28 protein-coding genes are annotated in these 25,874 nt (G+C 65.4%); 25 read left to right on the top strand and 3 right to left on the bottom strand.

Translation table 11 applies throughout. The features are described from left to right. Positions 1-260: 260 nt before the first annotated feature. The 13 genes from C693_RS0114220 to C693_RS0114160 all read left to right on the top strand — a co-directional run bounded on the left by C693_RS0114220 (position 261) and on the right by C693_RS0114160 (position 12,896). The gene (locus C693_RS0114220) at positions 261-2,276 is read left to right on the top strand and encodes a DNA topoisomerase III (RefSeq protein WP_017462946.1); all 2,016 of its coding nucleotides are present in this window, start codon (positions 261-263) and stop codon (positions 2,274-2,276) included. A 781-nt stretch (positions 2,277-3,057) separates the two neighbouring features. Next, a complete protein-coding gene (locus tag C693_RS0114215) occupies positions 3,058-3,294 on the top strand; it encodes a hypothetical protein (protein WP_010792170.1) in 237 nt (78 codons plus the stop codon). 25 nt (positions 3,295-3,319) lie between these two features. Next, positions 3,320-3,712, top strand: coding sequence for a hypothetical protein (locus C693_RS0114210; RefSeq protein ID WP_003141051.1), 393 nt, complete (start codon positions 3,320-3,322; stop codon positions 3,710-3,712). A gap of 250 nt (positions 3,713-3,962) precedes the next feature. After that, positions 3,963-4,679, top strand: coding sequence for a hypothetical protein (locus C693_RS0114205; RefSeq protein ID WP_017462945.1), 717 nt, complete (start codon positions 3,963-3,965; stop codon positions 4,677-4,679). A gap of 290 nt (positions 4,680-4,969) precedes the next feature. Beyond that, positions 4,970-5,767 carry a hypothetical protein gene (locus C693_RS0114200; protein WP_017462944.1) on the top strand — a complete coding sequence of 266 codons (798 nt, stop codon included), beginning with the start codon at positions 4,970-4,972 and terminating at the stop codon, positions 5,765-5,767. 66 nt (positions 5,768-5,833) lie between these two features. After that, positions 5,834-6,199 carry a DUF3085 domain-containing protein gene (locus tag C693_RS0114195; RefSeq protein WP_017462943.1) on the top strand — a complete coding sequence of 122 codons (366 nt, stop codon included), beginning with the start codon at positions 5,834-5,836 and terminating at the stop codon, positions 6,197-6,199. 344 nt (positions 6,200-6,543) lie between these two features. Next, on the top strand, positions 6,544-7,086 hold the full coding sequence (locus tag C693_RS0114190) for an STY4534 family ICE replication protein (RefSeq protein ID WP_017462942.1): 543 nt from the start codon (positions 6,544-6,546) through the stop codon (positions 7,084-7,086). Between the two features lie 55 nt (positions 7,087-7,141). Further along, positions 7,142-7,753, top strand: a complete 612-nt coding sequence (locus tag C693_RS0114185; RefSeq protein WP_017462941.1) for a DUF3275 family protein — start codon at positions 7,142-7,144, stop codon at positions 7,751-7,753. 89 nt (positions 7,754-7,842) lie between these two features. Continuing rightward, positions 7,843-8,208, top strand: coding sequence for a hypothetical protein (locus C693_RS0114180; RefSeq protein ID WP_017462940.1), 366 nt, complete (start codon positions 7,843-7,845; stop codon positions 8,206-8,208). A gap of 84 nt (positions 8,209-8,292) precedes the next feature. Next, positions 8,293-8,943, top strand: a complete 651-nt coding sequence (locus C693_RS0114175; RefSeq protein WP_017462939.1) for a hypothetical protein — start codon at positions 8,293-8,295, stop codon at positions 8,941-8,943. A 65-nt stretch (positions 8,944-9,008) separates the two neighbouring features. Then, positions 9,009-10,118 (top strand): DUF6094 domain-containing protein, encoded by a 1,110-nt coding sequence (locus tag C693_RS0114170; RefSeq protein WP_017462938.1) that lies wholly within the window; start codon positions 9,009-9,011, stop codon positions 10,116-10,118. Between the two features lie 102 nt (positions 10,119-10,220). Then, positions 10,221-10,526, top strand: coding sequence for a hypothetical protein (locus C693_RS0114165; RefSeq protein WP_017462937.1), 306 nt, complete (start codon positions 10,221-10,223; stop codon positions 10,524-10,526). Between the two features lie 99 nt (positions 10,527-10,625). Then, positions 10,626-12,896: a helicase-related protein gene (locus tag C693_RS0114160; protein WP_026107431.1), complete on the top strand. Its 2,271-nt coding sequence runs from the start codon at positions 10,626-10,628 to the stop codon at positions 12,894-12,896. A gap of 43 nt (positions 12,897-12,939) precedes the next feature. Here the strand turns inward: C693_RS0114160 and C693_RS0114155 are convergent, their stop codons facing one another. Then, positions 12,940-13,683 carry a hypothetical protein gene (locus C693_RS0114155; protein WP_017462935.1) on the bottom strand — a complete coding sequence of 248 codons (744 nt, stop codon included), beginning with the start codon at positions 13,681-13,683 and terminating at the stop codon, positions 12,940-12,942. 57 nt (positions 13,684-13,740) lie between these two features. On the opposite strand from C693_RS0114155, the gene C693_RS0114150 reads away from it, so the two are divergent. From C693_RS0114150 to C693_RS0114120, 7 genes are read left to right on the top strand one after another with little or no spacing between them, the layout of a single operon-like run. After that, positions 13,741-14,379 (top strand): integrating conjugative element protein pill, pfgi-1, encoded by a 639-nt coding sequence (locus C693_RS0114150; RefSeq protein ID WP_430536807.1) that lies wholly within the window; start codon positions 13,741-13,743, stop codon positions 14,377-14,379. After that, positions 14,376-15,023: a hypothetical protein gene (locus C693_RS0114145; RefSeq protein WP_017462933.1), complete on the top strand. Its 648-nt coding sequence runs from the start codon at positions 14,376-14,378 to the stop codon at positions 15,021-15,023. The genes C693_RS0114150 and C693_RS0114145 overlap by 4 nt, the downstream gene beginning before the upstream one ends. Before the next feature lie 9 nt (positions 15,024-15,032). Further along, the gene (locus C693_RS0114140; protein ID WP_017462932.1) at positions 15,033-15,752 is read left to right on the top strand and encodes a TIGR03759 family integrating conjugative element protein; all 720 of its coding nucleotides are present in this window, start codon (positions 15,033-15,035) and stop codon (positions 15,750-15,752) included. After that, positions 15,737-16,357: a lytic transglycosylase gene (locus C693_RS0114135; RefSeq protein ID WP_017462931.1), complete on the top strand. Its 621-nt coding sequence runs from the start codon at positions 15,737-15,739 to the stop codon at positions 16,355-16,357. Before C693_RS0114140 ends, C693_RS0114135 begins: the two co-directional genes overlap by 16 nt. Continuing rightward, the gene (locus C693_RS0114130) at positions 16,354-16,887 is read left to right on the top strand and encodes an integrating conjugative element protein (RefSeq protein WP_017462930.1); all 534 of its coding nucleotides are present in this window, start codon (positions 16,354-16,356) and stop codon (positions 16,885-16,887) included. The genes C693_RS0114135 and C693_RS0114130 overlap by 4 nt, the downstream gene beginning before the upstream one ends. Positions 16,888-16,895: 8 nt before the next feature. After that, a complete protein-coding gene (traD, locus tag C693_RS0114125; RefSeq protein WP_017462929.1) occupies positions 16,896-19,052 on the top strand; it encodes a type IV conjugative transfer system coupling protein TraD in 2,157 nt (718 codons plus the stop codon). Next, positions 19,049-19,798 carry a TIGR03747 family integrating conjugative element membrane protein gene (locus tag C693_RS0114120; RefSeq protein ID WP_017462928.1) on the top strand — a complete coding sequence of 250 codons (750 nt, stop codon included), beginning with the start codon at positions 19,049-19,051 and terminating at the stop codon, positions 19,796-19,798. The genes traD and C693_RS0114120 overlap by 4 nt, the downstream gene beginning before the upstream one ends. A 57-nt stretch (positions 19,799-19,855) precedes the next feature. On the opposite strand, the gene C693_RS0114115 is transcribed toward C693_RS0114120, so the two are convergent. Next, positions 19,856-20,725 carry an ImmA/IrrE family metallo-endopeptidase gene (locus tag C693_RS0114115; RefSeq protein WP_017462927.1) on the bottom strand — a complete coding sequence of 290 codons (870 nt, stop codon included), beginning with the start codon at positions 20,723-20,725 and terminating at the stop codon, positions 19,856-19,858. Between the two features lie 2 nt (positions 20,726-20,727). Beyond that, positions 20,728-21,117 carry a helix-turn-helix domain-containing protein gene (locus C693_RS0114110; RefSeq protein ID WP_017462926.1) on the bottom strand — a complete coding sequence of 130 codons (390 nt, stop codon included), beginning with the start codon at positions 21,115-21,117 and terminating at the stop codon, positions 20,728-20,730. A 288-nt stretch (positions 21,118-21,405) separates the two neighbouring features. Here C693_RS0114110 and C693_RS23090 point away from each other — a divergent pair, with 288 nt between their 5' ends. The 5 genes from C693_RS23090 to C693_RS23085 are packed head-to-tail and all read left to right on the top strand — an operon-like array spanning position 21,406 to position 25,866. Further along, the gene (locus tag C693_RS23090) at positions 21,406-21,630 is read left to right on the top strand and encodes a DUF2188 domain-containing protein (RefSeq protein ID WP_023093135.1); all 225 of its coding nucleotides are present in this window, start codon (positions 21,406-21,408) and stop codon (positions 21,628-21,630) included. A gap of 6 nt (positions 21,631-21,636) precedes the next feature. Beyond that, positions 21,637-22,638, top strand: a complete 1,002-nt coding sequence (locus C693_RS0114100; protein ID WP_017462924.1) for a CBASS cGAMP-activated phospholipase — start codon at positions 21,637-21,639, stop codon at positions 22,636-22,638. Beyond that, positions 22,632-23,774 carry a CBASS cGAMP synthase gene (locus tag C693_RS0114095; RefSeq protein WP_017462923.1) on the top strand — a complete coding sequence of 381 codons (1,143 nt, stop codon included), beginning with the start codon at positions 22,632-22,634 and terminating at the stop codon, positions 23,772-23,774. Before C693_RS0114100 ends, C693_RS0114095 begins: the two co-directional genes overlap by 7 nt. Then, positions 23,771-25,402 carry a ThiF family adenylyltransferase gene (locus C693_RS0114090; protein WP_017462922.1) on the top strand — a complete coding sequence of 544 codons (1,632 nt, stop codon included), beginning with the start codon at positions 23,771-23,773 and terminating at the stop codon, positions 25,400-25,402. The genes C693_RS0114095 and C693_RS0114090 overlap by 4 nt, the downstream gene beginning before the upstream one ends. Continuing rightward, positions 25,390-25,866, top strand: coding sequence for a Mov34/MPN/PAD-1 family protein (locus C693_RS23085; RefSeq protein WP_083868318.1), 477 nt, complete (start codon positions 25,390-25,392; stop codon positions 25,864-25,866). The genes C693_RS0114090 and C693_RS23085 overlap by 13 nt, the downstream gene beginning before the upstream one ends. Positions 25,867-25,874 lie beyond the last annotated feature (8 nt).

Genomic DNA, 25,874 nt, shown 5'->3' with positions numbered 1-25,874 from the left:
GCAACCGTCATACGCCCGCGATGCACCAGCGAGCTATCCCCAGGGGATAGCTCCAAGGTCGTCCACGGAGTTCCAGCCGCCCTCCAGAAACGACGCTCTTGCTGTGCCAACTCCTGCGGTCTATGCGCACCGCTGCGGCAACGGACCGCCTGCCGATCACAAAGCGGTGTCTGCATCAATCGGCTTCCTTGCTGCCGGCATCTCCTGGCCCCGCCAAGCTGACGCCCATCCGATGAACCGCACATTTCCAAGGAGGCTTCATGCGCGTGTTCCTGTGCGAGAAGCCCTCCCAGGGCAAGGACATCGCCCGTGTGCTGGGTGCCGTTCAACGCGGCAACGGCTGCTACAGCGGCGCGGGTGTCGTCGTGACCTGGTGCATCGGTCATCTGGTGGAGGCGGTTCCGCCCGAAGGCTACGGCGAGCAATACAAGCGCTGGGCCATCGAGCAACTGCCCATTCTTCCTGAGCGTTGGCGTGTCGAGCCCAAGGCGGCGACCGCAGCGCAATTCAAGGTCGTGCAGCAGCTCGTCGCCAAGGCGGGCGAGCTGGTGATAGCGACCGACGCCGACCGCGAGGGCGAGATGATCGCCCGCGAGATCATCGACCTGTGCGGCTACCGCGGGCCGATTCAGCGCCTGTGGCTGTCGGCGCTCAACGATGCGTCGATCCGCAAAGCGCTGGGTGCGCTCAAGCCGTCCGCCGAGACGCTGCCGCTGTATTACTCCGCACTCGCCCGATCGCGCGCCGACTGGCTGATCGGGATGAACTTGAGCCGCTTGTTCACACTGCTGGGGCGTCAGGCCGGCTATACGGGCGTGCTGTCGGTGGGGCGCGTGCAGACGCCGACGCTGAAGTTGGTCGTGGATCGTGATCGCGAGATCGCGCGATTCGTCTCCATGCCGTATTGGGCCGTGGATGTGCTGCTATCCCATGCCGGCCAATCCTTCACCGCGAGCTGGATACCGCCCGAAGGCAGCACGGATGCAGCGGGTCGCTGCCTTCAGCAGCCGGTGGCGCAGCAGGCTGCGGATCGCATTCGCGCGGCACGCGATGCGCAGGTCGTGTCGGTGGACACCGAGCGCGTGCGCGAGGCACCGCCGCTGCCGTTCGACCTGGGCACGCTGCAGGAGGTGTGCTCCAAGCAGTTGGGCCTCGACGTGCAGGAGACGCTGGACATTGCCCAGGCGCTGTACGAGACGCACAAGGCGACAACGTATCCGCGCTCGGATTCGGGCTACCTGCCCGAGAGCATGCTGGCCGAGGTGCCGACCGTACTCGACAGTCTGGTCAAGACCGACCCCAGCCTGCGGCCGCTGATCGAGCGCCTGGATCGCCAACAGCGCTCGCGTGCATGGAACGACGGCAAGGTGTCGGCTCACCACGGCATCATCCCGACGCTGGAGCCCGCCAACCTGTCGGCCATGAACGAGAAGGAACTGGCCGTCTACCGGCTGATCTGCGCCCATTACCTCGCGCAGTTCCTCCCGCACCATGAGTTCGACCGGACGGTAGCGCAGTTCTCGTGCGGCAGTCAGTCGCTGGCGGCCGTGGGCAAGCAGATCGCCGTCACCGGCTGGCGTGAGGTGCTGGCGACGCCGGGGCCGGACGATGCCGATGGCGAGGATGCGCAGCGCAGCCAGGTGCTGCCCGCCCTGCATGCGGGCCTGTCCTGCCCGGTCGGCAAGGTGGATCTCAAGGCGCTGAAGACGCTGCCGCCCAAACCCTACACGCAGGGCGAGCTGATCAAGGCCATGAAGACCGTCGCCAAGTTCGTGACCGACCCGCGCCTGAAACAGAAGCTGCGAGATACCACCGGCATCGGCACCGAGGCGACACGCGCCAACATCATCAACGGTCTGATCGGTCGCGGCTACCTGGTCAAGAAAGGCCGCGCCGTCCGCGCTTCCGACGCGGCATTCACGCTCATCGACGCGGTGCCCTCGGCCATCGCCGACCCCGGCACCACGGCGGTGTGGGAGCAGGCGCTGGACATGATCGAGGCCGGCCAGATGGCGCTGGACACCTTCATCGAGAAGCAGTCCGTGTGGGTCGGCCAGCTCGTGCAGCAGTACCGCGGCGCGACGCTCTCGCTCAAGCTGCCGCCGGCGCCGGCCTGCCCGCAGTGCGGCGCACCGATGCAGCAGCGCACGGGCAAGAGCGGCGCGTTCTGGTCCTGCTCGCGCTACCCGGACTGCAAGGGCACGTTGCCGCTCGAGTCCCCGACGGGCCGGCGCAGCGCACCGCGCAAGCGGCGCGCTGCCTCCAAGGCGTCCTGATCCTCGCTTCCCCCTGCCGCGCCGGCCCTTCACTGGCGGCGAGGCAAACGTCCCGCACCGCGCGGGACTCCAAAGCGCGCGTCTCCTTCTGCAACGGTGTGCGCGCCCCGTCTGCCCACCATCGGGCGACGGGGCGAGAAGGTCATTGCTCCACGAATCGCGCCCGCCGCCATTCCCTTGATCGGTGTGCCTTGCCTCGGCCACGAGGGGCTTCCTGACGCCTTGCCGCCGCGCGAGCCGTGAGGAGGCCCCTTGGGCCGAGGGTATTCCGTGCCGGTGCCCGCCGGCGGAACAACGGGCTCCCTTTGTGTGTGGATGCACGCCAGAGGTTTCCGGCCCCAGCCACGAAACGGGCCGGGTGCGATTGCTGACGCAGCGAACGGCTTTGACGACGGCCTGCGCTGACGCAGCCCACAGGTGGTTTTCCTTCCTCTCCAGCCGAAGGCCCGCGTGGCCTTCGGCGCCCTGGTCCTTGCCTTGTCCCGTGACGCGGGCCTGCCCTAAAGCGGGCCGTCCGCGATTCGGTTTTCCCTGCGACGGCAGCCATGCTTCGCGCCCATCCTCACGCCATGCGTTGCTGAAAGTCGTCAGCGGCATGCCCTGGCAGTCTCGGTCTTCAAGACTGCAACGCGGTTCGCCGCGTCGACCGATCCAGTCCGCTTCGCATCGCCCACCGCGGACGCTCGCCGGCCTGGCGACGATGCACTTTTCTCAACCACCCGAGGGGAACCCCATCCCCTGCGGGATGCGTGCTCCCCGCCCCACCACCAAGGAGCACGGCATGTCTGAACCTTCCGCATCTTCCTCTGCAACCGCAGTGCGCAGTGGTGCGCTGGCGCTGGCCTGGACCGGCAAGCGTCTGCCGCTACAGGTGCTGCGCAGCGCGGCCGGTCACTACATCGGCACGCAAGACGACGAAGGCCCGGTATCGCGGGAGTCCGTCGAGTATTTCCCGACCCACCTCGCAGCACAGCGCGCCCTGGATACCCATGCCTGGACACAGCGCGCTCACCCCTGATTCCCACCCTTCAAGGAGTTCTCTCATGAATCTGTCTTTACCCGAAGACGTGCTCGATCAGATGGCGCTGGAACAGGCGCACTTCGACGCTGCACCGCAGGCCTTCTTCGAGGCCTGGAAGCGCGGCGCGCAGATCGCCGGCCACGAGTGGTTCGGCGACGGCACACGCGAAGGTCTGCAGCGTGCCACCACCAAGTGGGACCTGCGGCCCAACATGCTGATGCTCAACGACGCCCTGGGCGTGCTGAGCAGCGGTCAACGCATGTTCCTGTCCGCGATGGTGAGCTTCTACAACTCCCGCGAGGGCGGCGCGATGCTCAAGCGTTGCGGCTTCGAGGGGCTGTCCGACTTCGGCGGCCTCGATCTGGAACGGCGCCAGGTCATCGCTGACCTCACGCTGCACTACAACGGCTGGTGAGCCGCGCCTGGCAACCCACCGTCCTTTCATCCCACCCCACGAGGGACATGCGTCCCCGTTCGGGGCCATGTCCCTCCTTCCTTTCGCAGGAGCGGCCATGTTCCGAATCAGCATCTTCCACTGACCTGCACCGCCCGCCACCAGGGCGGCCCGACACCGCTGCCGGCTGACCGGCTGCCACTTCATCCGCCCGCTGGGGTTCAATCCCCGGCAGGGGATTGCCTCGGCCATCCTCTGCTGGAGGAATCCCATGTCCCATTCCAACAACCCCTTCGTCCGCGGCTACGATGGCCTGTCCGTGCAACGGCTGCTCGCCATTTCCTACGACGACGACTGCCCGCTGAGCTATCTGCCGCTGCACGTCTCGCAGTCGCACCTGCCGGACAGCCAGGTCGAGCGCCATGCCTGCGTCTTCTGCGACGACTTCGCGCTGATCACGGAAGGCCAGAACGTGCCGCCCGAGCTGGACGCGCAGTGCCCCAGCCACGGCATCGCCCGAAACCTCGTCTACGCCGTCATGGCCGAAGAAGCCGGCCAGCCGCTGCACGTCGGCGATACCTACTCCGAGGAAGCCGCGCGCGAGGTGGTACGCCGCCTGCGCTTCGAGACCGGGTTCTACAGCCGTGCTTGGGAAATCAGTTCGGCGCACATCACCGAGGAGGCCGGCCGCTTCCTCGCCGAACTGGCGGACATCGCCACGCCGGGCGGTTTTTTGTTCGTGGCCTTCCGCATTCCCTACAGCCCGGCGGTCGGCGTGAAGCTGATCGCCACGCCCTGGACGGATGCGAACCTGCAGCATGTCGAGGGCATCACCGCCGAAGAGCTGCGGCAGGAGCACCGGGCCAAGGGCGTGCCGGAGTCCCTCGTGGAAGTGTTGCACCTGGCTGCGCTCGCTGACGTTCGCATGTTGGTGTTCGATGCCGACGCGCCCGTGCTGGACGGGCTGACGCTCTACGACGACGAGTAACCCGCAACCCATTCGAGCCCCCACGTCGGGGCTCTTCTTTTTCGCGGAACGCGGTGCCGGCGCATTGCCGATTCCCAACGGACGGCCGCCGCCATGTGCCGCACGCTGGCCGCATGTTCGCTGGCGTTGCCGGCAGCATGCCCAGGCAGTCGAGACCTTCGAGACTGCGGCGCGGTTCGCCGTGCTGGTCGTTTCTTTCGCCGGACGCATACCGCGTCCATCCACCTCACCCTCAAGGGACCGCCTCCCTTGCGGGCGGGAGTCCCTTGGTTGCCACAAGGAGTCTCCCCATGGATACCCAAGCCATCCGCGCACAGATGCCGACGCTCGTTGTCGGTCATGTGCCTTCCAACGTCCGTTCGTTCAAGTTCAACATCTTCAACGGCCAGCCCAAGGTTTCGACGCTGGGCTTTCACATCGACCCGAAGCCTTTCGAGGGCAAGGTCATCGCCACCACCGACGAGGCCATCGTCGTCAAGACGGGACGAGCCGAGTTCGCGGTGCTCGATCGAACGCTCGTGACCGAGGTGCCCGACGAGGGCGCCAAGGTGCAGGTCGAACCCTATGTCAGACGCCGCTTCGACGGTCAGCGGGCGGACACGCCCGAGGAGCAGACCGAGTTCACCGCCGACGGCCAGCCCTACACGGTGAAGCGGTTCGTGCTCGGGTCCGCACCGGCGAAGCTGCCGATCCCCGAGCCCCGCTGCCCCGAGCTGCAGGAACTGATCGACCAACTGGAGCAGTTGCCCGCTCCCGACGGCTTCCGTCGCATCACCCACATGCTGGTGGATGCCGGTGCGCGGGACATCACCTGGGTCGATCCGCTGCCCGCCGACATCATCCGCACGCCGCCGGCCATCGGCTTCACCGTCGCCACGATGAAGTTCCAGGGTCGCGTCACCGTGCTGTATGAGCGTGGCCCCGACCTCTACGCGGTGGAGCTGCACCGCGACGGAGAGCTGATCGAACGGGTCGATGAGGTGTTCTTCGACACCCTCGGCGAGACGCTGGAACGGCTGATCGACGACGGGAGCTGGAGACGCATCCGCGTGCAGTGCCTGTCGGGTCGCAAGGCTGTCCGGCACTGACCTCCCAGCAGCTTCCCGCCCTCGCGGCGGGAAGCCTCTCTTCCTGCCTCCCTGGAGATCACACCCATGACTGTTCGATTCAAAGGCACGGAGCTGCGGCCCGTGCTCGCCGAAGCGGTGGCGAATCAATGCCACGTCATCCTGGTCAAGGATCAGGGCGTGTACTTCCTGGCCGAGCGCGGCGAGCGCCGGCCCGATGGTCGCCAGAAGACCATCGCCTACGCCGCCGGCTGCAACCCGGATGTCGATGCCTTCGACTATTGGTGGGAGCTGGCGCGCGCCGAGTTCGGCGGCGATGACTTTGGCGAGTTCTTCGATCCGCAGGAGGGCGTGTTTGCGCGCATCCTGCACAGCGAGGACGACCTCGACGTGTCCGCCACCGCGACACACCTGTCGCTGCAGGCGGTTCCTTCCACGCCCAGCGGTAACTGACCGCCCATCCCTGGCCCCCGCTCAGGGGGCCTATTTCTTCCCGGCAATGCGGACAGCCGCGAGTGCCGATTGCCGCTCGCCTGCGCGCCGTCCCGGCGCCACGCTTCCGGCCATGTTCCGCTGACGTCCGTCAGCGACATGCCCAGGCAGCCACGATCTTCAAGGCTGCGACGCGGTTCCGACCGCGTCGATCACCCCAGTTCGCACCGGCATCCATGCGCGAACGGCCATCGGTTCTCGATGGCGATGCCACCAAGCTGTTCCATCAACCCACGCGGGGGTTCCACACCTTCCCCGCCTTGGGTCGGGTGTGTCTCCGCCTCATTGTTCCCAGGAGATTCACCATGACCACTTCCACCGAGAAGTCCTACTTCGATCTGCACATCACCGGCCTCGGGTATCTCAATCGCATCCGCGAAGTGAAGCCCAAGAAAGGCGATGCGTTCCTGGCCTGCGACATCGCGGCCCTGAACGGTCCCAGCGATGACGTCTCGTATGTGCGTTTCGACACGCGCGTATCGGGATCGGAAGCGCAGCACCTGGTGCGCCGCTGCATTCAGGCGGTCGACGCCGAGAAGAAGGTGATGATCGGGTTCCGCCTGGGCGACCTGTGGACCGACACCTTCACCTACTCCAAGGGCAAGCGTGCCGGCGAGCAGGGGGTGAGCCTCAAGGCCCGCCTGCTGTTCGTCAGTTGGATCAAGGTCGACGGCCAGCTCGTCTACAAGGCCGAACCCAAGCCGACCGAGACCGACGAGCGGGACCCGGAAGTCCCTGTGACGTCCGACGCTCAGCAAGCCTCGGCACCGGAGCCTTCCAAGCCCGTCGCCGATGCTGCCGACGACGCTGCCGATGCCCCCGCATTGGCCGTTGCCGAGTCGTTCTGATCCGCAAGGCCCCATCCCCGGGGCCTTGTCCTCTCTTCGTCCGCAGGAGACCTTCATGATCACCATCCCCGGCCAACTGGCCATCAAGACCATCCACGGCAGGAACGGCGACTTCAACGTCGGCCGCCTGGCGACCTCGATCGGCGAGTTCGTCGTGAAAAACGCCGAACTCGATCAGTACCGCGAGGGTAAGTACGACGGTGATTTCGTCATCGTCGAGATTCGCCCCTCCACGTACAACGCCAACGGCCGCATGGTCATCGAAATCCGCGCCCATCTGGGCGGGATGACGCTATCCAACATCGACGCCCTGAGCCGCGACGAGGCCCGCCGGCTGAGTCCGCAGGAAGTCGATCCGATCGACGAGGAAGCGCAGACGCCCGCGCCGGCATCGCCCCCGGCCAAGCCGAAGGCGAAGTCGCGCAGTCCGCGTGATCCCCTGGTCGATACCACGCCGTTCGGCAGCGAACCGGCCCCCGTGTCCGCTGCGGCCTCGGCCGAGGCAGACGACGCGGCGCTGTTCGGTTCCTTGTGGCCCCTGGGCGAGACCGTGAAGCTCGATGCGACCGTGGATCGTCGTGTGCTGCGTCAGCAGCGCGACCGTCTCGACAAGCTCGGCTACGAGTTCGCTCCGTTGTCCCAGGACTGGCACCTCAAAGCTGCCTGATCCATCCGCCGCCTTGCGCGGCATTCCGCCACCCGCCGGGGTTCTCCCCCGACGGGGAGGGCTCCGGCCATTTCTTCAAGGAGACCTTCATGGGCTGGACCTTCGTTCGTCAGACGCGCGATCAGTTGATCCGCGAGCTGATCGCTCCGCAGGCGTCCGAACGCGCTTGCTGCGAAGTCATCGACCACACGCTGGACGGCGACGTTCTGTGGACCGTGGTTCGCGTCACCGCCAAGCAAGCGGGCGTCATGGGCCTCGCGGCCGGTGAGTCCGTCTGCTACATCGGCTGCCATCTGCTGGAAAGCTCGGGCGGCGATTGGGGCTACAAGTCCCTCGATGAGTCCGTGCATCCGTACTACTACTCGTGCCCGCTGCGCTATCTCGACATGGCGCCGGTGCAAAGCCCCGAGTGGCGCGAGCGGGTTCACCGCTTCCACGCGGGCCGCGCTGTCTAGCGGCACGCATCTTCCTTCACCCAACCGGGGCGAGCACGGCCCCGCGGGCTGTGGTTGCTCCTTCATTTCCAAGAGGACATCACCATGCCTGCACCTTCTTCCGCGAAACCGCTGTACCGCATCGACGAATGCCCCGACCTCATGGCCGACGGTTGCGTCGGTGACGAGCAGGGCAATCTCGTCTTTCTCTCGATCTGGGCGCGCGACACCGCCGTTCAGGAGTTCCTTGCCCGCCTGACCCTCGGCCGGGATGAACAGGGGCTCGACCAGTTCCACGTCATCACCGAGCAGGGCGCATCCATCCCGGTCTTCGTCGGCAACGTCGAGAACCTGGAAAAGCGCATCACCCGCGCCTATCGGCGAACGCTGTTCGGTTCGCTGACGAATGTGTGGCTGTTCGATCGTCGCTGCGTGAAGCCAGACAAGGCCAACGCCAGCGCGCTGGCGCTTCTGCCCAGGAATTCCGCTCACCGGCTCGACCGGCTGTGGACGCTGGTGCAGGACACCTGCCCGCTGCCACTGCTCGACCACTGGCGCGACACCGTGCTGGAGCTGTTGCAGACACGGCGGATGCTGACCGGTCTTCCCTTGGCCCTCGGGCCGCTGGAAGGCCATCGGCTGGCCCTCGATGTTCCGGCGCTGACGAAGGCGTTGGGCGAGCTGATCCGCAACGGCACCCTCGGCACCACGCAGTACGAACTGGCCGCGAACGCACCGCTTCGGCGTGTGGCGTGAGCCATCCCCACGGGCATGCGCGCCGCGCGTGCCCGCCTTCCCTCATCCATCACCAGGAGAAATCCATGGCACTCATGTTTCCGCGCCTGGCGCGCAATTTCATTCGTAACGGCTACTTCCCCACCGACGAGCCGACGCTGGAGCGGGCCTTGTCCGCACTGGCGCCGTCTCCCGGCTCCATGTCCATCCTCGATCCCTGCGCCGGCGAAGGCGTGGCGATTGCCGAAGCCGCCCACGCCCTCGGGCGCGAGCAGGTCCAGGCCTTCGTCGTCGAGTACGACGCCGAGCGTGCCCGCCACGCACGGCAACTGGTCGATCGCTGCATCCACGGTGACCTGATGGACACGCTGATCTCGCGCCAGTCCTTCGGGCTGCTGTGGCTGAACCCGCCGTATGGCGACCTGAGCAAGGACGTGAACGGCAACATCGGCTATCAGGGCCAGGGCCGTGCGCGGCTGGAAAAGCTCTTCTATCAGCGCGCGCTGCCGCTGCTGCAGTACGGCGGCGTGCTGATCTTCATCGTGCCGTCCTACGTGCTCGACCCCGAGCTGGTCGGATGGCTGACGCGCCACTTCGCCGACCTGCGCATCTACCGTGCGGTGGAAACGCAGTTCAAGCAGGTGGTGATCTTCGGTCGCAGGATTCGTCAACGCGACCAGGCGTCGGAGTCGGTCAAAGCCGTGCGCGGTCTGCTGCTGCAGATCGGACAGGGTGACGCCGAAGCCGAGGAACTGCCGCTCGAATGGCCGTTCCTGCCGTACACCGTCCCTGCCAGCCCGGCCGAGCCGGAGCACTTCTATCGCGTGACGATGGAGCCCGAGCAGTTCGCCGATGAAGTCGGCCGGCTGCAAGGTCTCTGGCCGGCGCTCGATACCCACCTGGGCGCCGCGCAGCAATCGCTGCGTCCGCCCGCGCGGGCCTTGTCGCACTGGCATCTCGCCTTGGCCTTGGCCGCAGGCGCGATCTCCGGCGTGGTGACGTCCAGGACCGGGCGCGTGCTCGTCGTCAAAGGTGATACCCACAAGGAGAAGACCCTCCAGACGGAATACACCGAACGCGACGACGGCTCCGTGGCCGAGACGCGCATCCTCACCGACAAGTTCGTGCCGGTCATTCGTGCATGGGACTTGACGCTGGGCTCGCCCACGTGGGGCGAAGTGCTGACCATCCGCTGATCGCTGTTCCCTGACGGTTCGCCGTCGCTTTCATCCACCCACCGGGGTCACGTTGCCCCCGATGGGGTGCCGTGGCCCCTTCTTCCAGAAGGAGAAACCACCATGGCACTCGCAGTCCTCAACCTCGCGTCACAAGCACGCTTTTCGCCCGGGCAGGTGGTCATGACCGCCGGCGTCGACGAGCTGGTCCGACAGGGTCGGCTCAACCCCACGCCGTACCTGCGCCGCCATCTTCATGGCGAATGGGGCGACCTGAGCGACAGCGATCGGCGGCAGAACGACGCCGCGCTGAAGTCCGGCGAGGATCGTCTGTTCTCGTCCTACCAGGTCACGTCCGACCAGAAGCTCTGGATCATCACCGAATGGGATCGCAGCGTCACCACACTGCTGCTGCCCAGCGAATACTGATCCGCATCCAGCGGTCTCGCGCCGCTTCTTTCTTCCCACCCAGGGGCATGTCACCGCCCCGTGGGGGAGGTGCATGCCCCATTGCTTTGGAGCATCACCATGTCCCTCGATCTCGAAACTGTTCCCGAAACCGCTGTGCAGGGCGACCTGCTCGAAGCGGCCGCTTCACCTCTCACGCTCAGCCTGCAGGACTTCGTATCGGAGTTCGGCGACGAGCTGCTCGATTCGCTCAACCGCGCCAATCCGCCGGTCTACACCGGCCAGGTGCGGGTGCATCGGCAACTGATCCTCGCCGCGCTCAAGCGCAAGCTGTTCCCGGCGCAAGCCGATGTGGTCCACGCCGTCACCGAGCTGTTGGTCGATCGCGGCGAACGCGCCGCGATCGTCAACGGCGAGATGGGCTGCGGCAAGACGACGGTGGGTATTGCCACCGCCGCCGTGCTCAACGCCGAAGGCTACCGCCGCACCCTGGTGCTCTCGCCACCCCACTTGGTCTACAAGTGGCGGCGCGAAATCCAGGAGACGGTGGCCGGGGCCAAGGTCTGGGTGCTCAACGGCCCGGACACGCTGGTCAAGCTGCTGAAACTGCGTGAGCAGTTGGGCGTGCCGGCGCAGGGCCAGGAGTTCTTCGTCCTGGGCCGCGTGCGGATGCGGATGGGGTTCCACTGGAAGCCTGTCTTCGTTCGGCGGCGCACGCCTCACGGCGACGTGGGGGCCTGCCCGGCTTGCGGGCATGTCATCACCGACCTGGACGGCGAGCCTGTCAACACCATCGATCTAGAAGCGGAAGAGTCCCGCCGTAAATGCAGCCACTGCACCTCACCGCTGTGGACGCTGATCCGTCCCAGAGGCCTGTCCGCCAGCGACCAGTCCTCGACCGTGCTCAAGGCACTGAAGCGTATTCCAACCATTGGCGAAGTCACCGCGCAGAAGCTGATGCAGAAGTTCGGTGACGCCTTCCTCGCGTCGATGCTCGGGGACAACATCCACGAGTTCATCAACCTGATGGATGGCAACGGCGAGCTGGTCTTCTCGGACCGGCAAGCCCACCGCATGGAACGTGCGATGGCCAACATGGAGTTCGGCTTCGGCGAGGGCGGCTACCAGCCGTCCGAGTTCATCAAGAGGCAGCTTCCCCAAGGCACGTTCGACCTGCTCATCGCCGACGAGGCGCACGAGTACAAGAACGGCGGCTCCGCACAGGGCCAGGCCATGGGGGTGTTGGCGGCCAAGGCGCGCAAGACGCTATTGCTCACCGGCACACTGATGGGCGGCTACGGCGACGACCTGTTCCACCTGCTGTTCCGAGCCCTGCCTGGGCGGATGATCGAAGACGGCTACCGCCCGACCAAGAGCGGCAGCATGACCTCGGCCGCGATGGCGTTCATGCGCGATCACGGCGTGCTCAAGGACATCTATTCCGAGAGCGCGGGCACGGCGCACAAGACGGCCAAGGGCACCAAGGTATCGGTGCGCACGGTCAAAGCGCCGGGGTTCGGTCCCAAGGGCGTGCTGCGTTGCGTCCTGCCGTTCACGGTCTTCCTCAAGCTGAAGGACATCGGTGGCAACGTGCTGCCGCCCTACGACGAGGAGTTCCGCGAAGTCGCGATGGACACGGCGCAAGCCGCGGCCTACCGCGATCTGGCGGGTCGGCTGACCCAGGAGCTGAAGCAGGCCTTGGCGAAGCGCGACACGACGCTGCTCGGTGTGGTCCTCAACGTGCTGCTGGCCTGGCCGGACTGCTGCTTCCGGTCGGAAACGGTGGTGCATCCGCGCACGCGCAACACCTTGGCGTTCGTTCCGGCTCAGTTCAACGAGCTGGAGGTGATGCCCAAGGAACGCGAGCTGATCGAGATCTGCAAGCAGGAGAAGGCAGAAGGGCGCAAGACCCTGGTCTATTCGGTCTACACCGGCACGCGCGACACCACGTCGCGTTTGAAGGTGCTGCTGGAGCAGGAAGGCTTCAAGGTGGCGGTGCTGCGCGCGAGCGTGGATGCCTCCCGCCGCGAGGACTGGATCGCCGAGCAGTTGGACCGTGGCATCGACGTGCTCATCACCAATCCCGAGCTGGTGAAAACCGGCCTGGACTTGCTGGAGTTCCCGACCATCGTGTTCCTCCAGTCCGGCTACAACGTGTATTCGTTGCAGCAGGCCGCCCGGCGCTCCTGGCGCATCGGCCAGAAGCAGCCGGTGCGCGTGATCTACCTCGGCTACGCCAACTCCTCGCAGATGACCTGCCTGGGGTTGATGGCCCGGAAGATCATGGTGTCGCAATCCACCTCGGGCGACGTTCCTGAATCCGGGCTCGATGTCCTGAACCAGGATGGCGACTCGGTGGAGGTGGCACTGGCTCGGCAGTTGGTGCATTGAGCGTTGCTGAACTTGGCGGCCCCTTCGGGGGCCGCTTCTTTCTTCAGCAAAGCCCGCGGGCTTCCCGTTCCTTGTCCCGCAGTTCTTGATCCAGCGGCGGGTAGTAGATCACGTCGGGAGGGGTGTCCGAGAACCAGGCCCACTTCAGGATGAAACCAGCGCACAGCAGGGTGACCGCCGTGACGATGGGCGCCCAGCCGGCCAGCGCCTCGACGATCGTGCCGATCAAGCCGACGCTACCGGAGATCCACTGCACGAGCAGCCAATCCGCCAGCGCCGCCAGAAGGGCTGCCGCCGTCAGCTCGCCGGCTCGCTCCCGAGCCAGTCTCTCGGCCTGCTTCTTCTGTTCATGTGCCTCATACATGCGGAACAGGAAATTGTCCTTCTCGCGCAGAGCCAGGTTTCGGAAGTCGCGTGCAGGTGCATATCCCAGTGGCCTCTGGTAGGCCGGCTCAGCCGAAGCCGTGAGAAAGCCCGGCAGCCAACTGAGGACGATAACGCTGATCTGACGCAGCACGATCAGGACGACGGGGATCACGATGGCTACCGCGAAGCTGAAGGCGACGACGAGGACTGCGACCCATCCCACATCACTCAGTAGCGCCTTGTCGCCGGCCGACCACTGCCACAGCCCTCGACCGGCACGAAGCATCATGGCCATGTCGAGGAACAGGACGAGGCAAATCAACCGCAACGCCCAGTGGGCATCCCAGGCTCTCTCCAGCGCTCCAAGACCTTTTTCGACAGCGGCGGTGCTGCCCGCTTTATCTGCATCGTCTTTCGCCAACTTCCTTCTCCTTGTTTGGGTGGTCGAACTGTGTAGCGAGCGCCCCTTCTTGGGGAAATGGGGCGCCGCGCGTTTCGGATTTTCGGCAGCCCGCGCAGCACGGTTCTGCAATGGTGCAGGCATCCCGTCACCGTGGGGTGCCACATGCTGCCGTCTTTGCCTCGTTTCCTCTGCATCTTCGTCGTGCTCAGCGGCCTGCTGTCCGGCTGCACGACGACACCGGCCACCCCTGACCACATAGAAGCGCCGCCACCCGACGAGCCAGCTTTGGAGCAGCGACTGGTGCCCGTGGCCCGCTACGGCCGCTACACCCTGGTCGAGCTGGTGCCGGAGCCCGCGCAGCGTGATCTCTTGCAGCAGGCGGTGGAGGTCTCGATTCCGCCCATGCTTGATGCCAGCGTGGGCGATGCCATGCGCCACGTTTTGCTGCGCTCCGGCTACCGGCTCTGCGATGCGGCCGAGGCCGCATCGCTCTACGCGCTGCCGCTGCCCGCCGCACACCTGCGCCTGGGTCCGCTGATGCTGCGCGATGCCTTGCTGACCCTTGCCGACCCCGCCTGGGAGCTGTCGGTCGATGACTTGACCCGCCAGGTCTGCTTCAGCCGGCACGGTGCTCCCACCTTCCTTTCCGCCAACCCGCCCGGCACCGCCACGCCCGTGCCGGACGCCGACCGGCCCGAGGAGATGCAGCCATGACCTTTCCCCAAGCGCCATCCGAGCGCAATTCCCGCACGCGCTGGCTCAAGATCTCCGCGGCCTTCTGGCTGCTGCTCATCAGTGCCGTGGCACTCATCAACAGCGTCGGCCTGTCGCGGCTCGCCGAACAGACCCAGAGCAGCGCACAGGATGCGCAGGTCAACGCGCTGGGCCTGCGCGTGGCCGATCTCGAACAGCAGGCCGATGCGGACAAGCGCCGGCCGACGCCGATCAGCCAGGCCGAATTCGCCACCGCGCGGCAGGCGCTGGACGAACGGATGACGCGCATCGAAGAGGCCGACGAGGCGAGGGCTCTGGCCGTCGACCTGCAGACGCTGCAGGCGCGCGTGAACGGAATCGAAACCCGCCTGGAGAAGGCCCGGCAGGTGGCATCCGCCGCTCGCCCGCGCGCTCCGGTTGCGACGAAGCCCAAGGTGCCGGAGCCGCCGTTCCGGGTGCTCGGCGTGGAGCTGCGTGGAGGCGAGCGCTTTCTGTCGATCACCTCCACCGCCGCGGCCTCGCTCGCGGGCGCCCGGCTGCTGCGCGAGGGCGATGCCGAGGGCGGCTGGCAACTGCAGTCCATCGAGGCGCAGGCGGGTGTGTTCCAGGTGAACGGCCAGACGCAGCGCGTTGCGGTGCCGTAGGAGGTCGCCATGAACCTGCGGCCGTTGCTCGCTGCCGTCGTCCTGTTCGCCGCTTTCGGCGCATCCGCGCAGCCGGCCCCGGTGACGAATTTGCGCATGGTGCCCGCCCAGGTGCAGCCGGGCGCTGATGCGGCGCTCGACGAGCGTCAGGCGCGGGAGTGGGGGCTTCACCCCGAGGAGTGGGTACGTTACCGGCAACTGATGCAGGGGCCGCTCGGGGTCTATTCGCCCCAGCTCGATCCGCTCACGGCGCTGGGCATCGAGGCCCGCAGCGAGGAGGAGCGCAGGCGCTACGCGGAGTTGCAGGTGCAGGCCGAGGCCCGGCGCGTCGGCAAGACGCTGGCCTACCAGCGGGCCTACGACGCGGCGTGGCAGCGCCTGTTTCCCGGCCAGCCGCGCGTGAGCCTGCTCGGCGCCAAGGCGCAGGGTGCCGGCAACACCGGCTCCGGGCGCCTGGCGGTCTTCGTCAAGGCCGACTGCGCGCCGTGCGCGCAGCGCGTGCAGCAGTTGCAGGCGGCCGGCACGGCCTTCGATCTCTACATGGTCGGCAGCCGTCAGGACGACGCGCGCATCCGGCAGTGGGCCACCCAGGCGGGCATCGACCCGGCCAGGGTGCGCGCCCGCACCATCACGCTCAACCACGATGCGGGGCGCTGGCTGTCGCTCGGCCTCCCCGGCGATCTGCCGGCCGTGGTGCGCGAGGTGAACGGCCAATGGCAGCGGCAGTAGGTACGCCGGGCCGGGAGCGTCGGCCGTCCCGCGTCGCCATCCGCTGCGCCAGCGCCGCGCTGCTGCTCGCCACCGGCGGCTGGGCGTTGGCCGCTCTGGCGCGGGAAGTGCCGCCGCCGGCCTATCGACTGGCGGCGCATCGTGCAGACGTGCCGGCGGCGGTGCTGTACGCGGTGGCCTTGCAGGAGAGCGGCGCCAAGCTGCGCGGGCGTCTGATCCCCTGGCCGTGGACGCTCAACGTCGCCGGCACGCCGCAGCGCTATGCCACCCGCGCCGAGGCCTGCGCGGGGCTGCATCGTGCGCTCGCCCACACGCCGGCCAATCGCATCGACGCCGGCCTCGGCCAGGTCAATCTCGGCTACCACACGCATCGCTACACGCAGCCCTGCGAGCTGCTGGACCCGTACCGCAACCTCGCCATCGCTGCGGAAATCCTGCGCGAACAGCACACGCCGGGCGAGGACTGGCTGCTTGCCATCGGCCGCTACCACCGGCCCGCCGGCGGGGCACCCGCGGCGCGCTACCGGCGCAGTGTGCATCGGCACCTGACCCGCGTGCTCGACCCCGGCGTTCCCGTTCCAACCCTCCAGGCCAACACGCCATGAACCACATCGTCCTCATCGCCGCCATCGGTCTGCTGTCCACGACCACCGTCTTCGCCCAGACCGCCTCCGCGCCGCTGATCGTCGTCGAAGACCGTGGCGGCGACTCCGCGCTGCCGTACTACCAGTCGCTGAATCCTCAGCCAGATCAGGCCACGCCGCCGGCCCCGATGCCGGCCCCTCGCGCGGGCAACACGGCCGACGCCGAAGCCGCCATGCTGCCGGTGCGCTCGACGCAACTGTCGCCGGGCGAGGTGCAGCGCCGCGTCATCCGGGCGCCGGGCCTGACGGCGCTGTTCCTGATCGGCGACGACGAGCGTTCGCGCGCCTGGCTGCGGCAGCGGCAGGCGGCGCTGCGCGAGCTGGGCGCCGTGGGCCTAGTGGTCAACGTGGAGTCGGTGGCCGCGCTGACGGCGCTGCGTAGGCTGGCTCCCGGCCTCACCCTCTCGCCGGTCTCCGGCGACGACCTGGCCCAGCGCCTGGGCCTGCGCCACTACCCGGTGCTCATCACGGCCACCGGCGTCGAGCAGTAGGTGCGCAAATGGCCCAACCGCATGCGGTCGAGGTGCTGCTGCGGCCAGCGGTGGAGCTTCATACCGTGGCGGTCTGCACCGGCGCCGCGATTCTGTGCCTGGTGGCACCGTGGTCGCTCGCGCTGAACCCGCTGCTCGGCCTGGGCTCGGCGCTGGCCTTCCTGACCTTCGGCGCGATTCGCCTGTGCGATGCCTGGGCGATCCTGCGCTATCGCCGCAACATCCGCCGCCTGCCGCGCTACGTGATGACCAGCCGCGACGTGCCGGTGAGTCAGCAACGGCTGTTCGTCGGCCGGGGCTTTCGCTGGGAGCAGCGGCACACGCACCGGCTGATGCAGACCTACCGGCCGGAGTTCCGCCGTTATGTCGAGCCGACGGCGATCTACCGGGCCGCCCGGCGGCTGGAGGAGCGGCTTGAGTTCGCGCCGTTTCCCGTCTCGACGCTGGCGCGTGCGCTGGCCTGGGACAGCCCGCTCAACCCGGCGCGGCCGCTGCCGCCGGTCGGCGGACTGCCGCGCCTGCATGGCATCGAGCCGCACGAGGTCGACGTCACCCTGCCGCTGGGCGAGCGCGTCGGCCACACCCTGGTGCTGGGCACCACGCGCGTCGGCAAGACGCGGCTGGCCGAGCTGTTCATCACCCAGGACATCCGTCGCAAGGTCCGCGGCGAGCACGAGGTGGTGATCGTCTTCGACCCCAAGGGCGATGCGGACCTGTTGAAGCGCATGTATGTGGAGGCCAAGCGCGCCGGGCGCGAAGGCGAGTTCTACGTCTTCCATCTGGGCTGGCCGGACATCTCGGCGCGCTACAACGCTGTGGGCCGGTTCGGGCGGATCTCCGAGGTGGCAACGCGCATCGCCGGACAGCTCTCGGGCGAAGGCAACAGCGCCGCCTTCCGCGAATTCGCCTGGCGCTTCGTCAACATCATCGCGCGCGCCCTGGTCGAGCTGGGGCAGCGGCCGGACTACCTGCTGATCCAGCGCCACGTCATCAACATCGACGCGCTGTTCATCGAGTACGCCCAGCACTACTTCGCCAAGAACGAGCCGAAGGCCTGGGAGGTCATCGTCCAGCTCGAAGCCAAGCTGAACGACAAGAACATCCCGCGCAACATGATCGGGCGCGAGAAGCGCGTGGTGGCCCTCGAACAGTACCTCTCCCAAGTGCGCGTCTATGACCCGGTGCTCGACGGCCTGCGCAGCGCCGTGCGCTACGACAGGACGTACTTCGACAAGATCGTCGCTTCGCTGCTGCCGCTGCTGGAGAAGCTGACCACCGGCAAGATCGCGCAACTGCTCGCACCGAACTATTCCGACCTGTCCGACCCGCGGCCGATCTTCGACTGGATGCAGGTCATCCGGAAACGCGCGGTGGTCTACGTGGGGCTGGATGCGCTGTCCGACGCCGAAGTCGCGGCGGCGGTGGGCAACTCGATGTTCAGCGATCTGGTCTCGGTCGCCGGCCACATCTACAAGTTCGGCATCGACGACGGGCTACCCGGCGCCGCGGCGGGCACCAAGATTCCGATCAACGTCCATGCCGACGAATTCAATGAACTCATGGGCGACGAGTTCATCCCGATGGTCAACAAGGGCGGCGGTGCCGGCGTGCAGGTGACGGCCTACACGCAGACCTTGAGCGACATCGAGGCGCGCATCGGCAACCGCGCCAAGGCCGGCCAGGTGGTCGGCAACTTCAACAACCTGTTCATGCTGCGCGTGCGCGAGACCGCCACCGCCGAGCTGCTGACGCGACAACTGCCCAAGGTCGAGGTGTACGCCACGGCACTGATGAGCGGCGCCACCGACAGCTCCGACCCGCACGGCAATACCGCCTTCACGTCCAACACCCAGGACCGCATCAGCAGCAACAGCGTGCCGTTGATCGAGCCCGCGCATGTGGTGGCACTACCCAAGGGGCAATGCTTCGCGCTGACCGAGGGCGGCAACCTCTGGAAAGTCCGCATGCCGCTTCCGGCACCCGACCCCGACGAAGCCATGCCGAAGGATCTGCAGGAGCTGGCCGGCTACATGCGGCAGCACTACGTCGAGGCAGGAGACTGGTGGGAGAACCAAGGCATCCCCGGCTTGCAGGACAAAGCGCTGCCCGACGACCTGCTGGACGACTTCAAGCAGATGGCCGCGGCTGAAGAGGCCGAAGCATGAGCGATCCGGCCGTCGCGGCCCAGCGCCAGCAGCAACGACAGCAAGGGCTGATCGCCGGCCTGGTCGCGCTGCCGTTCCGCTTCTTCGGCGTGCTGTGCGGCGCGCTGCTGCTGTGCATCCTGATCGAATGCGTCGGCATGCACTTCTTCTGGCCCGAGCAGGGCTGGCGCCACGCGCAGGGCATGCTGCACTACGAGCTGGATCAGCTCTCCACGCATTTCACGCGCAGCGCGCTGGTGCAGGAGCCGGGGCGCACCGCGCACCGGCTGGTCGAGCAGGGCTACGACTGGCTGTTCGTGAAGAGCGGCCTGCTGGACTGGATACGCGACGCCTCGGGGCAGGCCAGCGCCGGCAGCCATCGCCCGACCAAGGATTTCCGCTACTACATCGGCTTGGTCTACGTGAACGTGGAGAGCTACCTGATCGCGGCGGCCTACACGACGCTGGTCTTCCTCGTGCGGCTGCTGGTGCTGTGCCTGACCCTGCCGCTGTTCCTGATGGCCGCCTTCGTCGGCCTCGTGGACGGCCTGGTGCGCCGGGACATCCGCCGCTTCGGCGCGGGACGCGAATCGGGGTTCATCTATCACCGCGCCAGGGCCAGCCTGATCCCATTGGCCGTGCTGCCGTGGGTGACTTACCTGGCACTGCCGGTCAGCGTGAACCCGTTGCTGATCCTGCTGCCCAGCGCCGCGTTGCTCGGCGTGGCGGTGTGCATTGCGGCGGCGACGTTCAAGAAGTACCTGTAAGAACGCGCGAATGGCGTATAGGAGTAACCTCCTTGCGGTCGTGGCCGTGATCGCTTTTCAGCGGCGCCTGCTTCGCCCCGGCCATGGCAGTTCTCCCGTCAGTTCAGCCAAGCCTCCATCGTCTTCGACACGTGCGCCGAAGCGGTTCACCTCAACCTCCGGCAAATCGTCGCTGTCGAACCATAGCAAGGAGATGGTGGTATCGGTGCGCTGGTAATGTCTTGAAAGTTCCCAGAGGTCAAGGCCCTTTTCCCAGTTGTCGAACCAGACGTCCTGTGAAACTTCCCCCGTATCAGTGGAGCTATTCCCTGAAGAGCGGATTCGGTGAGCCACGGAGCCTGCTGGAATGACCGACCTGGGAGGTATCCAGGCCCCAGCTTGCCGCAAGGCCGTTGAGCGTGCGGCATACCGCACCGCACCGCGCTCCATGGTGACGAATGCGCACGGCATGTCACTAAGACTGGCAAACCTTGACGCCGCTGCAGGGAATGATGTGCCGAACAAGTCGGCCATGTGTTGGATGAGATCCAGGGAGGGCTCTTCCTTGGGAACAGCGGAGAGCCATTGCTGATAGGGCATCAGCAGTTCAGCGGCAAACGTGTCGCAGGCGATCTCGTTCGGATGTCGCTTTGCATAGGACCATGACGGCACCTCGTCGTGACTTGATTCCAAGCCGAGCACGATATGAGCTATTTCGTGGCAGACAGTGAAGCGCTGGCGCTCTTCGGTTTCCAGCGAATTCACCGTGATGATGTGCTTCCCGTTCGGCTTGGTAACGGTATAGCCGGACTCCCCATCGCCAAGCTCATCCTTCTTGACCTTGGCGTTAGCCGCGGTCACATACGGGGACAGGTCTTCTCGGATGTTCGAAACATCGACTCTCGCGACAAACGCGCGCGCTCTCTGCCTGACATCCGCCTCGTCCATGTTCAGTCGTCCTCGTCGTCGTCGAAGGCCTTCTTGATTCGGGCGATGAGCGTCGCGGGATCAGGCCTTGCATTTCCCCGATGCCTGACTCCAGCCGCGGCCGAAAAAACATCGATGCTGATCGAGGGATCTTGTAGCACGAATTCAACAAGGCTTGGATCAGCATCTGCGTGGTCAACCAGCCACATCACGAGTGCGGCATCTCTTTCCCCCGGCTTGAGAACCTTCAATAGCTTCTCAACCAAGTCTTGGGATGGGTTTGTCTTCTCGCCTGTTTCGAGACGGTGGACATAAGCATGATCAACTGACGATAGCTGGCCGATCTCACGCAGGGAAAGGGTTCTGCGTTCGCGTAGCGTCTTGAGGGCGACGCCTAGGCCTGTTTGCGGCATGAGTTCTGATCCTTGCGGTTGCGGGAAGAAGGGCCAAGCCCTCTGTTGCCCCTCCACATCCGGTTGATGTTCAAAGGCGCACACCGCACGCCCAGTTGCACCGGCGCACGCGCTCTGATACATTGTTGTCCAGCCAGACAACAGATGTAGGTTTTACGCCTGCTCCAGGTTGGATTGGCTCGGCCTTCCTGTTGTCTGCGTGAGCAACGAATTGTGCTACAGCGGGCGGCCGTTGACAACCTAGCCGAGCGGCTGGGACTTCGATAGTTCCACTGTAGGAGAGTCATCATGGCAGGCAAGAATCAGCATGTTGTTCCTCATCAGGACGGTTGGGCCGTGAAGGGAGCCGGCAATCAGCGGGCGACCTCCGTGCACGACACGCAGCAACAGGCCATTGACGCAGCGAGGGATATCGCACGCAACCAGCAATCCGAACTCGTCATCCATCGTCCGGATGGCCGTATCCGTGACAAGGACAGCCACGGCAACGACTCCTTCCCGCCGAAGGGCTGAAGTGCCATGACGGGCATCCCTACCTACCATGTGCTCGCCCTGTCAGGGGGCGGTTATCGCGGCCTGTACACCGCCACGGTTCTCGCCGAACTCGAAACCGTGCTGGGCCGTCCGATCGCTTCGCACTTTGATCTGATTTGCGGCACATCGGCAGGAGGGATGCTGGCTTTGGGGCTGGCTGCGGAAATTCCGGCCTACGAACTCAAGGCACTGTTTGAAGAACAGGGCAGCCGCATCTTTGGCTGCCGCAGCCTGCCGCGGCGGCTTCTGGGATTCTGGCTGACTGCAAAGCATGACTCAGCGGGATTGAAAGAGGTACTGACCGAGCGCTTCCAAGGGACCACGATAGGTGACCTGAAGCATCGTGTTCTTGTGCCGGCAGTCAACTACTCGACGGGACGCGGGCAGTTCTTCAAGACACCGCACCATCCGTCCTTTGAGCTGGATCACCGCATGAAGGTCGTTGATGTGGCGTTGGCGACAGCCGCCGCGCCCGTCTACTTTCCTCTGGCGCGCAACGACCGCGGTGTCTTCGCGGATGGGGGGCTGGTGGGCAACGCCCCGGGCCTGTTCGGGTTGCACGAAGTCAAGACGTTCCTGGCGCCGAAGCAGGATGCGCTGGTTCGGGTCCTCGCCATCGGCACGATGACCATCGGTGCGACCGTTCGTGGCGGCGCCAGCCTCGACCGCGGATTCGGCAAGTGGCGCGGGGGACTCTTCGATCTCGTGATCTCCGCCCAGGAGTCGTCGGTGGACTACATGCTGCGGCAGGCGTTGGGCAACAACTACTTCCAGATCGACGACAAGGCGACGCCGGATCAAAGCAAGGACGTGAAGGCGCTGGATCGGGTTTCCATTGGCGCCACGAATACGCTCAAGGATCGCGGCAACCACGCGGCGCAGCGTGCGCTCGGCGATCCTCTTTTCCAACCATTTCGAGCGCACCAGGCCGGCGCTCCCATCTTCTATCACGGCCCCAACAAGAATGTTCCGGAGGCCGCATGCTGAACTTGAGCCCACTCTTCTTCACCACCCTTGATGACGAATCCTGCATGCACGACGAGCTGGATCTGACGCCTGGGCAGCGCGCCTGGATCGCCAGCGCACGCACTGACGTCAGGGACTGCCTGCGCACAGGCATCCCCCGCGTGCTTAGGGCAAACGGATACACGGAAGACGTGCCGCAGCCGCGCTTCTTCACGCAAGGGTCGTGGGCATACAAGACGCTGAACGCCCCGGCACAACACCCTCAGCAGGCGGATGTCGATGATGGCTGCTATCTGCCAATGAGTTTCGTCTCGCAGACGAAGCGTCCCAGCACTGCGGCGACGGTGTTCTTTGCCGCTGCGGAAGAAGCATTGAAGCCGCTGGTCGAGGAAAGGCGGTGGAAGCTTGTCACCGACAAGCCGACCTGCATCCGCATCGTCATTGCTGCGTATGCTCACATTGATATTCCTCTGTACGCCATTCCCGACGAGGAATTTGTCACGCTCGCAAAGGCTTCGATGGAGCGATATGGCTACGACTCGCTGACGGAAGCGGTGAACATGGCAGAGCGCGATGCCTGGACCGCGCTGCCGGCTGACAAGGTTCTCCTGGCCCATCGTGAATGCAACTGGATGTCCTCTGACCCGAGGCCCGTGAAGGAATGGTTCCTGGGCGAAGTGGAAGCCAAGGGGGAGCAGTTCCGCCGCGTGGTTCGTTACTTGAAGGCGTTCCGCGATTGGAAGTGGTCCAGCGGAGGACCTGCCTCGATCCTGTTGATGGCCGCCGCGGCCCCGCTCTTTGAGAAACGCGATAGGCGCGACGACCTCGCTCTGCTGGATGTCGTCGCGGCACTGCCAGCCCGGTTGCGTGGGGGAGTGAACAACCCCGTGGAAGAGTCCGAATCGCTCACGGAGCGACTTGGCCAAGCGGGTGTCGAAGATGCGGCCAAAGCATTCGAAGAGTTTGAGAAGGTGCTTCGCGGAGCAACCGGCGCCGGCAGTCCTTCACAGGCCTGCATCTGGATGCGAGGCGAATTCGGCCCGCGTTTTCCGAACGAGCCGGATCGGGTCAAGGTGGTGTCCGTTGCCGCCACCATTGCCGCGGCTCCCGCTACTGCTGGTCCTAGCGAACTCATCGGACGAACGAAAGCTGGATGAGCAGCGCCGCAGCGGTCGCAGACGTGATCGAGGCCTTCAAGCAGCGAGGCTTCGCGTTTGTTGGCAAGACGGATGACGGCTGGTTCAGGCTGCACGGGCGGTTGACCTCGCCCCAAGCGGACAAGGGTTGTCCGTGCGAAGTCCAGCTCGACCCCACGTTCTTCGACTTGCCTCGCATCCGGCTGCTGGAAATCCCTCCTGAGCTGCCCGCAGCGGTTCCTCATCTTGGCGCAGATGGCGGGCTTTGCTATCTCGCCAAGGGCACCGTCGTTCTGGACATCTACGATCCTGTCGGACAGTCGCTGGCGTGCCTGCAACGCGCGGCCGTCGTGCTCGGGCAGATCATGCAGGGGGAGATGATCGAAGACCTCGCGGAAGAGTTCTTCGCCTATTGGCGCGGCTGGCATTGTTTCGTGGACATGCAAGGCGAGGATCTAGGGCGACAGAACTGCATCGTCGCGCATGCCAATGGGTGCCCCTTGTGGTTCATCACCGACAACGAAGATCGAACAACTGAAAAGCTGAAGTCGCTCGGCTACCAGGTCACCGATAGAACGGTGCTGACTTACCGAGTAAAGACCGGTGCTCAACCGCGCCCTCTGACTAGCAATTGGCCTCCTGAAACAGTCGGGGATATCCTGGCGTGGCAGAGCACTCTTGATCCCCGGTGCCGGCGCAAGATTCACGAGCGTATCAAGGAGGGGGAGAGGAAGAAGGCCAACGGAGTTCTGATCGTCATCGAGTCTCCGCTGATGACCTATGGCTTTGCGGTTCTCTACGACCGCCAAAGTCCTGTCCAAAAGAGCAAGCTCGCAGATCGCAGGGATTCGAGCTATGGGTTGAAGGTGATGCCCATTTCGGTGGTCAGAATTGACGATCGGTACCTTGCCCAGCGGAACATGCCGAACTCAAAGACGCTTGCAGGGAAGAACATCGCCGTCGTTGGATGCGGCACGATTGGTGGCTATCTGTCGGACATGCTTGTCAAGGCTGGGGCGGGGACATGTGGCGGAAAACTCACGTTGGTGGATTTCGATTGCTTTCTCCCGCAAAACATCGGGCGCCATCGCCTCGGATTCCCGGACCTGCTGTCGAACAAGGCCGAGGCTATGGCGAAGGAACTCAAGCGCTTGGCGCCAGGCGCCGAGATTCGCGCGCTGCCCGTGGATGTCAGGCATGCCCAACTGGGAGAGCTGGACCTACTCATAGATGCCACCGGGGAAGAATCTCTCGGGCATTGGCTGTGCGGCCACTATCCGCCTCCGACGCCCATGCTTTCGGTCTGGATCGAGGGGCCGGGAACGGCTGTCCGTGCGCTCCTGAGGACGAAAGCATCTGATGCGTGCTATCGATGTCTTTGGCATAGCAACAGAAGAGGCGAGTTCCGTTCTATCACTGATCCTCTTCCTGCCATTCTGGCGGGGCATGGATGCGAAGGCTTGTACGTGCCATTCCCCGCTTCGGTGTCGGTGCACGCTGCCAGCCTGGGCGCTGAGATGACCCTCGATTGGGTCAACGGCGTTTATACCCCCGCGTTACGAACCAGGTTGATCGACCGCGCACAGCAGCTTGCCACACCCGATTGCGATCCGCCGCGGGATCGGGAGTGCCCCTTATGCAATTCATGAGTTCTTGGGCGGCCGACGACAACAGAACGCTGCTGCATTTTTCGAAGTCCACGCTGGAGACCTTCCGCCAGCATGTCCAGGCCAGTGATTCTGACTGCGAAGCTGGCGGGCTGCTACTCGGTTCGGTCCATGGAACTCACATGCTCATTGAGCATGCAACGGTTCCCACGGCATGGGACAAACGGTTTCGCTACCTGTTCGAGAGAATGCCATTCGGCCACGAAGCCATCGCACTGGTTCGATGGACGGCGAGCCAGGGAACCATCCGCTATTTGGGCGAATGGCACACCCATCCGGAAGACAACCCCAACCCGTCGGGCCTCGATAGATCGGAGTGGAACCGTCTGTCGGCCAAGCGTCGGGATAAGCGACCAACGCTCGCTGTCATTGTTGGACGAAGTGCCCTGTATATTGAGTTGGTGCCAAGTTCGGGCCAAGGATCAGTATTTTCCCCTGTGGAATAGCGACACAA

Origin of the sequence: Dyella ginsengisoli LA-4, assembly GCF_000334915.1 — a bacterium.
Lineage (GTDB): Bacteria > Pseudomonadota > Gammaproteobacteria > Xanthomonadales > Rhodanobacteraceae > Dyella_A > Dyella_A ginsengisoli_A.
Note: the sequence above shows the minus strand (reverse complement) of the source record. Positions and strands in the feature narration are given on the sequence as shown.

Coding starts and splice junctions, on each gene's coding strand:
- C693_RS0114220 (WP_017462946.1), top strand. CDS start 261: ATGCGCGTGTTCCTGTGCGAGAAGCCCTCCCAGGGCAAGGACATCGCC.
- C693_RS0114215 (WP_010792170.1), top strand. CDS start 3,058: ATGTCTGAACCTTCCGCATCTTCCTCTGCAACCGCAGTGCGCAGTGGT.
- C693_RS0114210 (WP_003141051.1), top strand. CDS start 3,320: ATGAATCTGTCTTTACCCGAAGACGTGCTCGATCAGATGGCGCTGGAA.
- C693_RS0114205 (WP_017462945.1), top strand. CDS start 3,963: ATGTCCCATTCCAACAACCCCTTCGTCCGCGGCTACGATGGCCTGTCC.
- C693_RS0114200 (WP_017462944.1), top strand. CDS start 4,970: ATGGATACCCAAGCCATCCGCGCACAGATGCCGACGCTCGTTGTCGGT.
- C693_RS0114195 (WP_017462943.1), top strand. CDS start 5,834: ATGACTGTTCGATTCAAAGGCACGGAGCTGCGGCCCGTGCTCGCCGAA.
- C693_RS0114190 (WP_017462942.1), top strand. CDS start 6,544: ATGACCACTTCCACCGAGAAGTCCTACTTCGATCTGCACATCACCGGC.
- C693_RS0114185 (WP_017462941.1), top strand. CDS start 7,142: ATGATCACCATCCCCGGCCAACTGGCCATCAAGACCATCCACGGCAGG.
- C693_RS0114180 (WP_017462940.1), top strand. CDS start 7,843: ATGGGCTGGACCTTCGTTCGTCAGACGCGCGATCAGTTGATCCGCGAG.
- C693_RS0114175 (WP_017462939.1), top strand. CDS start 8,293: ATGCCTGCACCTTCTTCCGCGAAACCGCTGTACCGCATCGACGAATGC.
- C693_RS0114170 (WP_017462938.1), top strand. CDS start 9,009: ATGGCACTCATGTTTCCGCGCCTGGCGCGCAATTTCATTCGTAACGGC.
- C693_RS0114165 (WP_017462937.1), top strand. CDS start 10,221: ATGGCACTCGCAGTCCTCAACCTCGCGTCACAAGCACGCTTTTCGCCC.
- C693_RS0114160 (WP_026107431.1), top strand. CDS start 10,626: ATGTCCCTCGATCTCGAAACTGTTCCCGAAACCGCTGTGCAGGGCGAC.
- C693_RS0114150 (WP_430536807.1), top strand. CDS start 13,741: ATGGGGCGCCGCGCGTTTCGGATTTTCGGCAGCCCGCGCAGCACGGTT.
- C693_RS0114145 (WP_017462933.1), top strand. CDS start 14,376: ATGACCTTTCCCCAAGCGCCATCCGAGCGCAATTCCCGCACGCGCTGG.
- C693_RS0114140 (WP_017462932.1), top strand. CDS start 15,033: ATGAACCTGCGGCCGTTGCTCGCTGCCGTCGTCCTGTTCGCCGCTTTC.
- C693_RS0114135 (WP_017462931.1), top strand. CDS start 15,737: ATGGCAGCGGCAGTAGGTACGCCGGGCCGGGAGCGTCGGCCGTCCCGC.
- C693_RS0114130 (WP_017462930.1), top strand. CDS start 16,354: ATGAACCACATCGTCCTCATCGCCGCCATCGGTCTGCTGTCCACGACC.
- traD (WP_017462929.1), top strand. CDS start 16,896: ATGGCCCAACCGCATGCGGTCGAGGTGCTGCTGCGGCCAGCGGTGGAG.
- C693_RS0114120 (WP_017462928.1), top strand. CDS start 19,049: ATGAGCGATCCGGCCGTCGCGGCCCAGCGCCAGCAGCAACGACAGCAA.
- C693_RS0114115 (WP_017462927.1), bottom strand. CDS start 20,725: ATGGACGAGGCGGATGTCAGGCAGAGAGCGCGCGCGTTTGTCGCGAGA.
- C693_RS0114110 (WP_017462926.1), bottom strand. CDS start 21,117: ATGCCGCAAACAGGCCTAGGCGTCGCCCTCAAGACGCTACGCGAACGC.
- C693_RS23090 (WP_023093135.1), top strand. CDS start 21,406: ATGGCAGGCAAGAATCAGCATGTTGTTCCTCATCAGGACGGTTGGGCC.
- C693_RS0114100 (WP_017462924.1), top strand. CDS start 21,637: ATGACGGGCATCCCTACCTACCATGTGCTCGCCCTGTCAGGGGGCGGT.
- C693_RS0114095 (WP_017462923.1), top strand. CDS start 22,632: ATGCTGAACTTGAGCCCACTCTTCTTCACCACCCTTGATGACGAATCC.
- C693_RS0114090 (WP_017462922.1), top strand. CDS start 23,771: ATGAGCAGCGCCGCAGCGGTCGCAGACGTGATCGAGGCCTTCAAGCAG.
- C693_RS23085 (WP_083868318.1), top strand. CDS start 25,390: ATGCAATTCATGAGTTCTTGGGCGGCCGACGACAACAGAACGCTGCTG.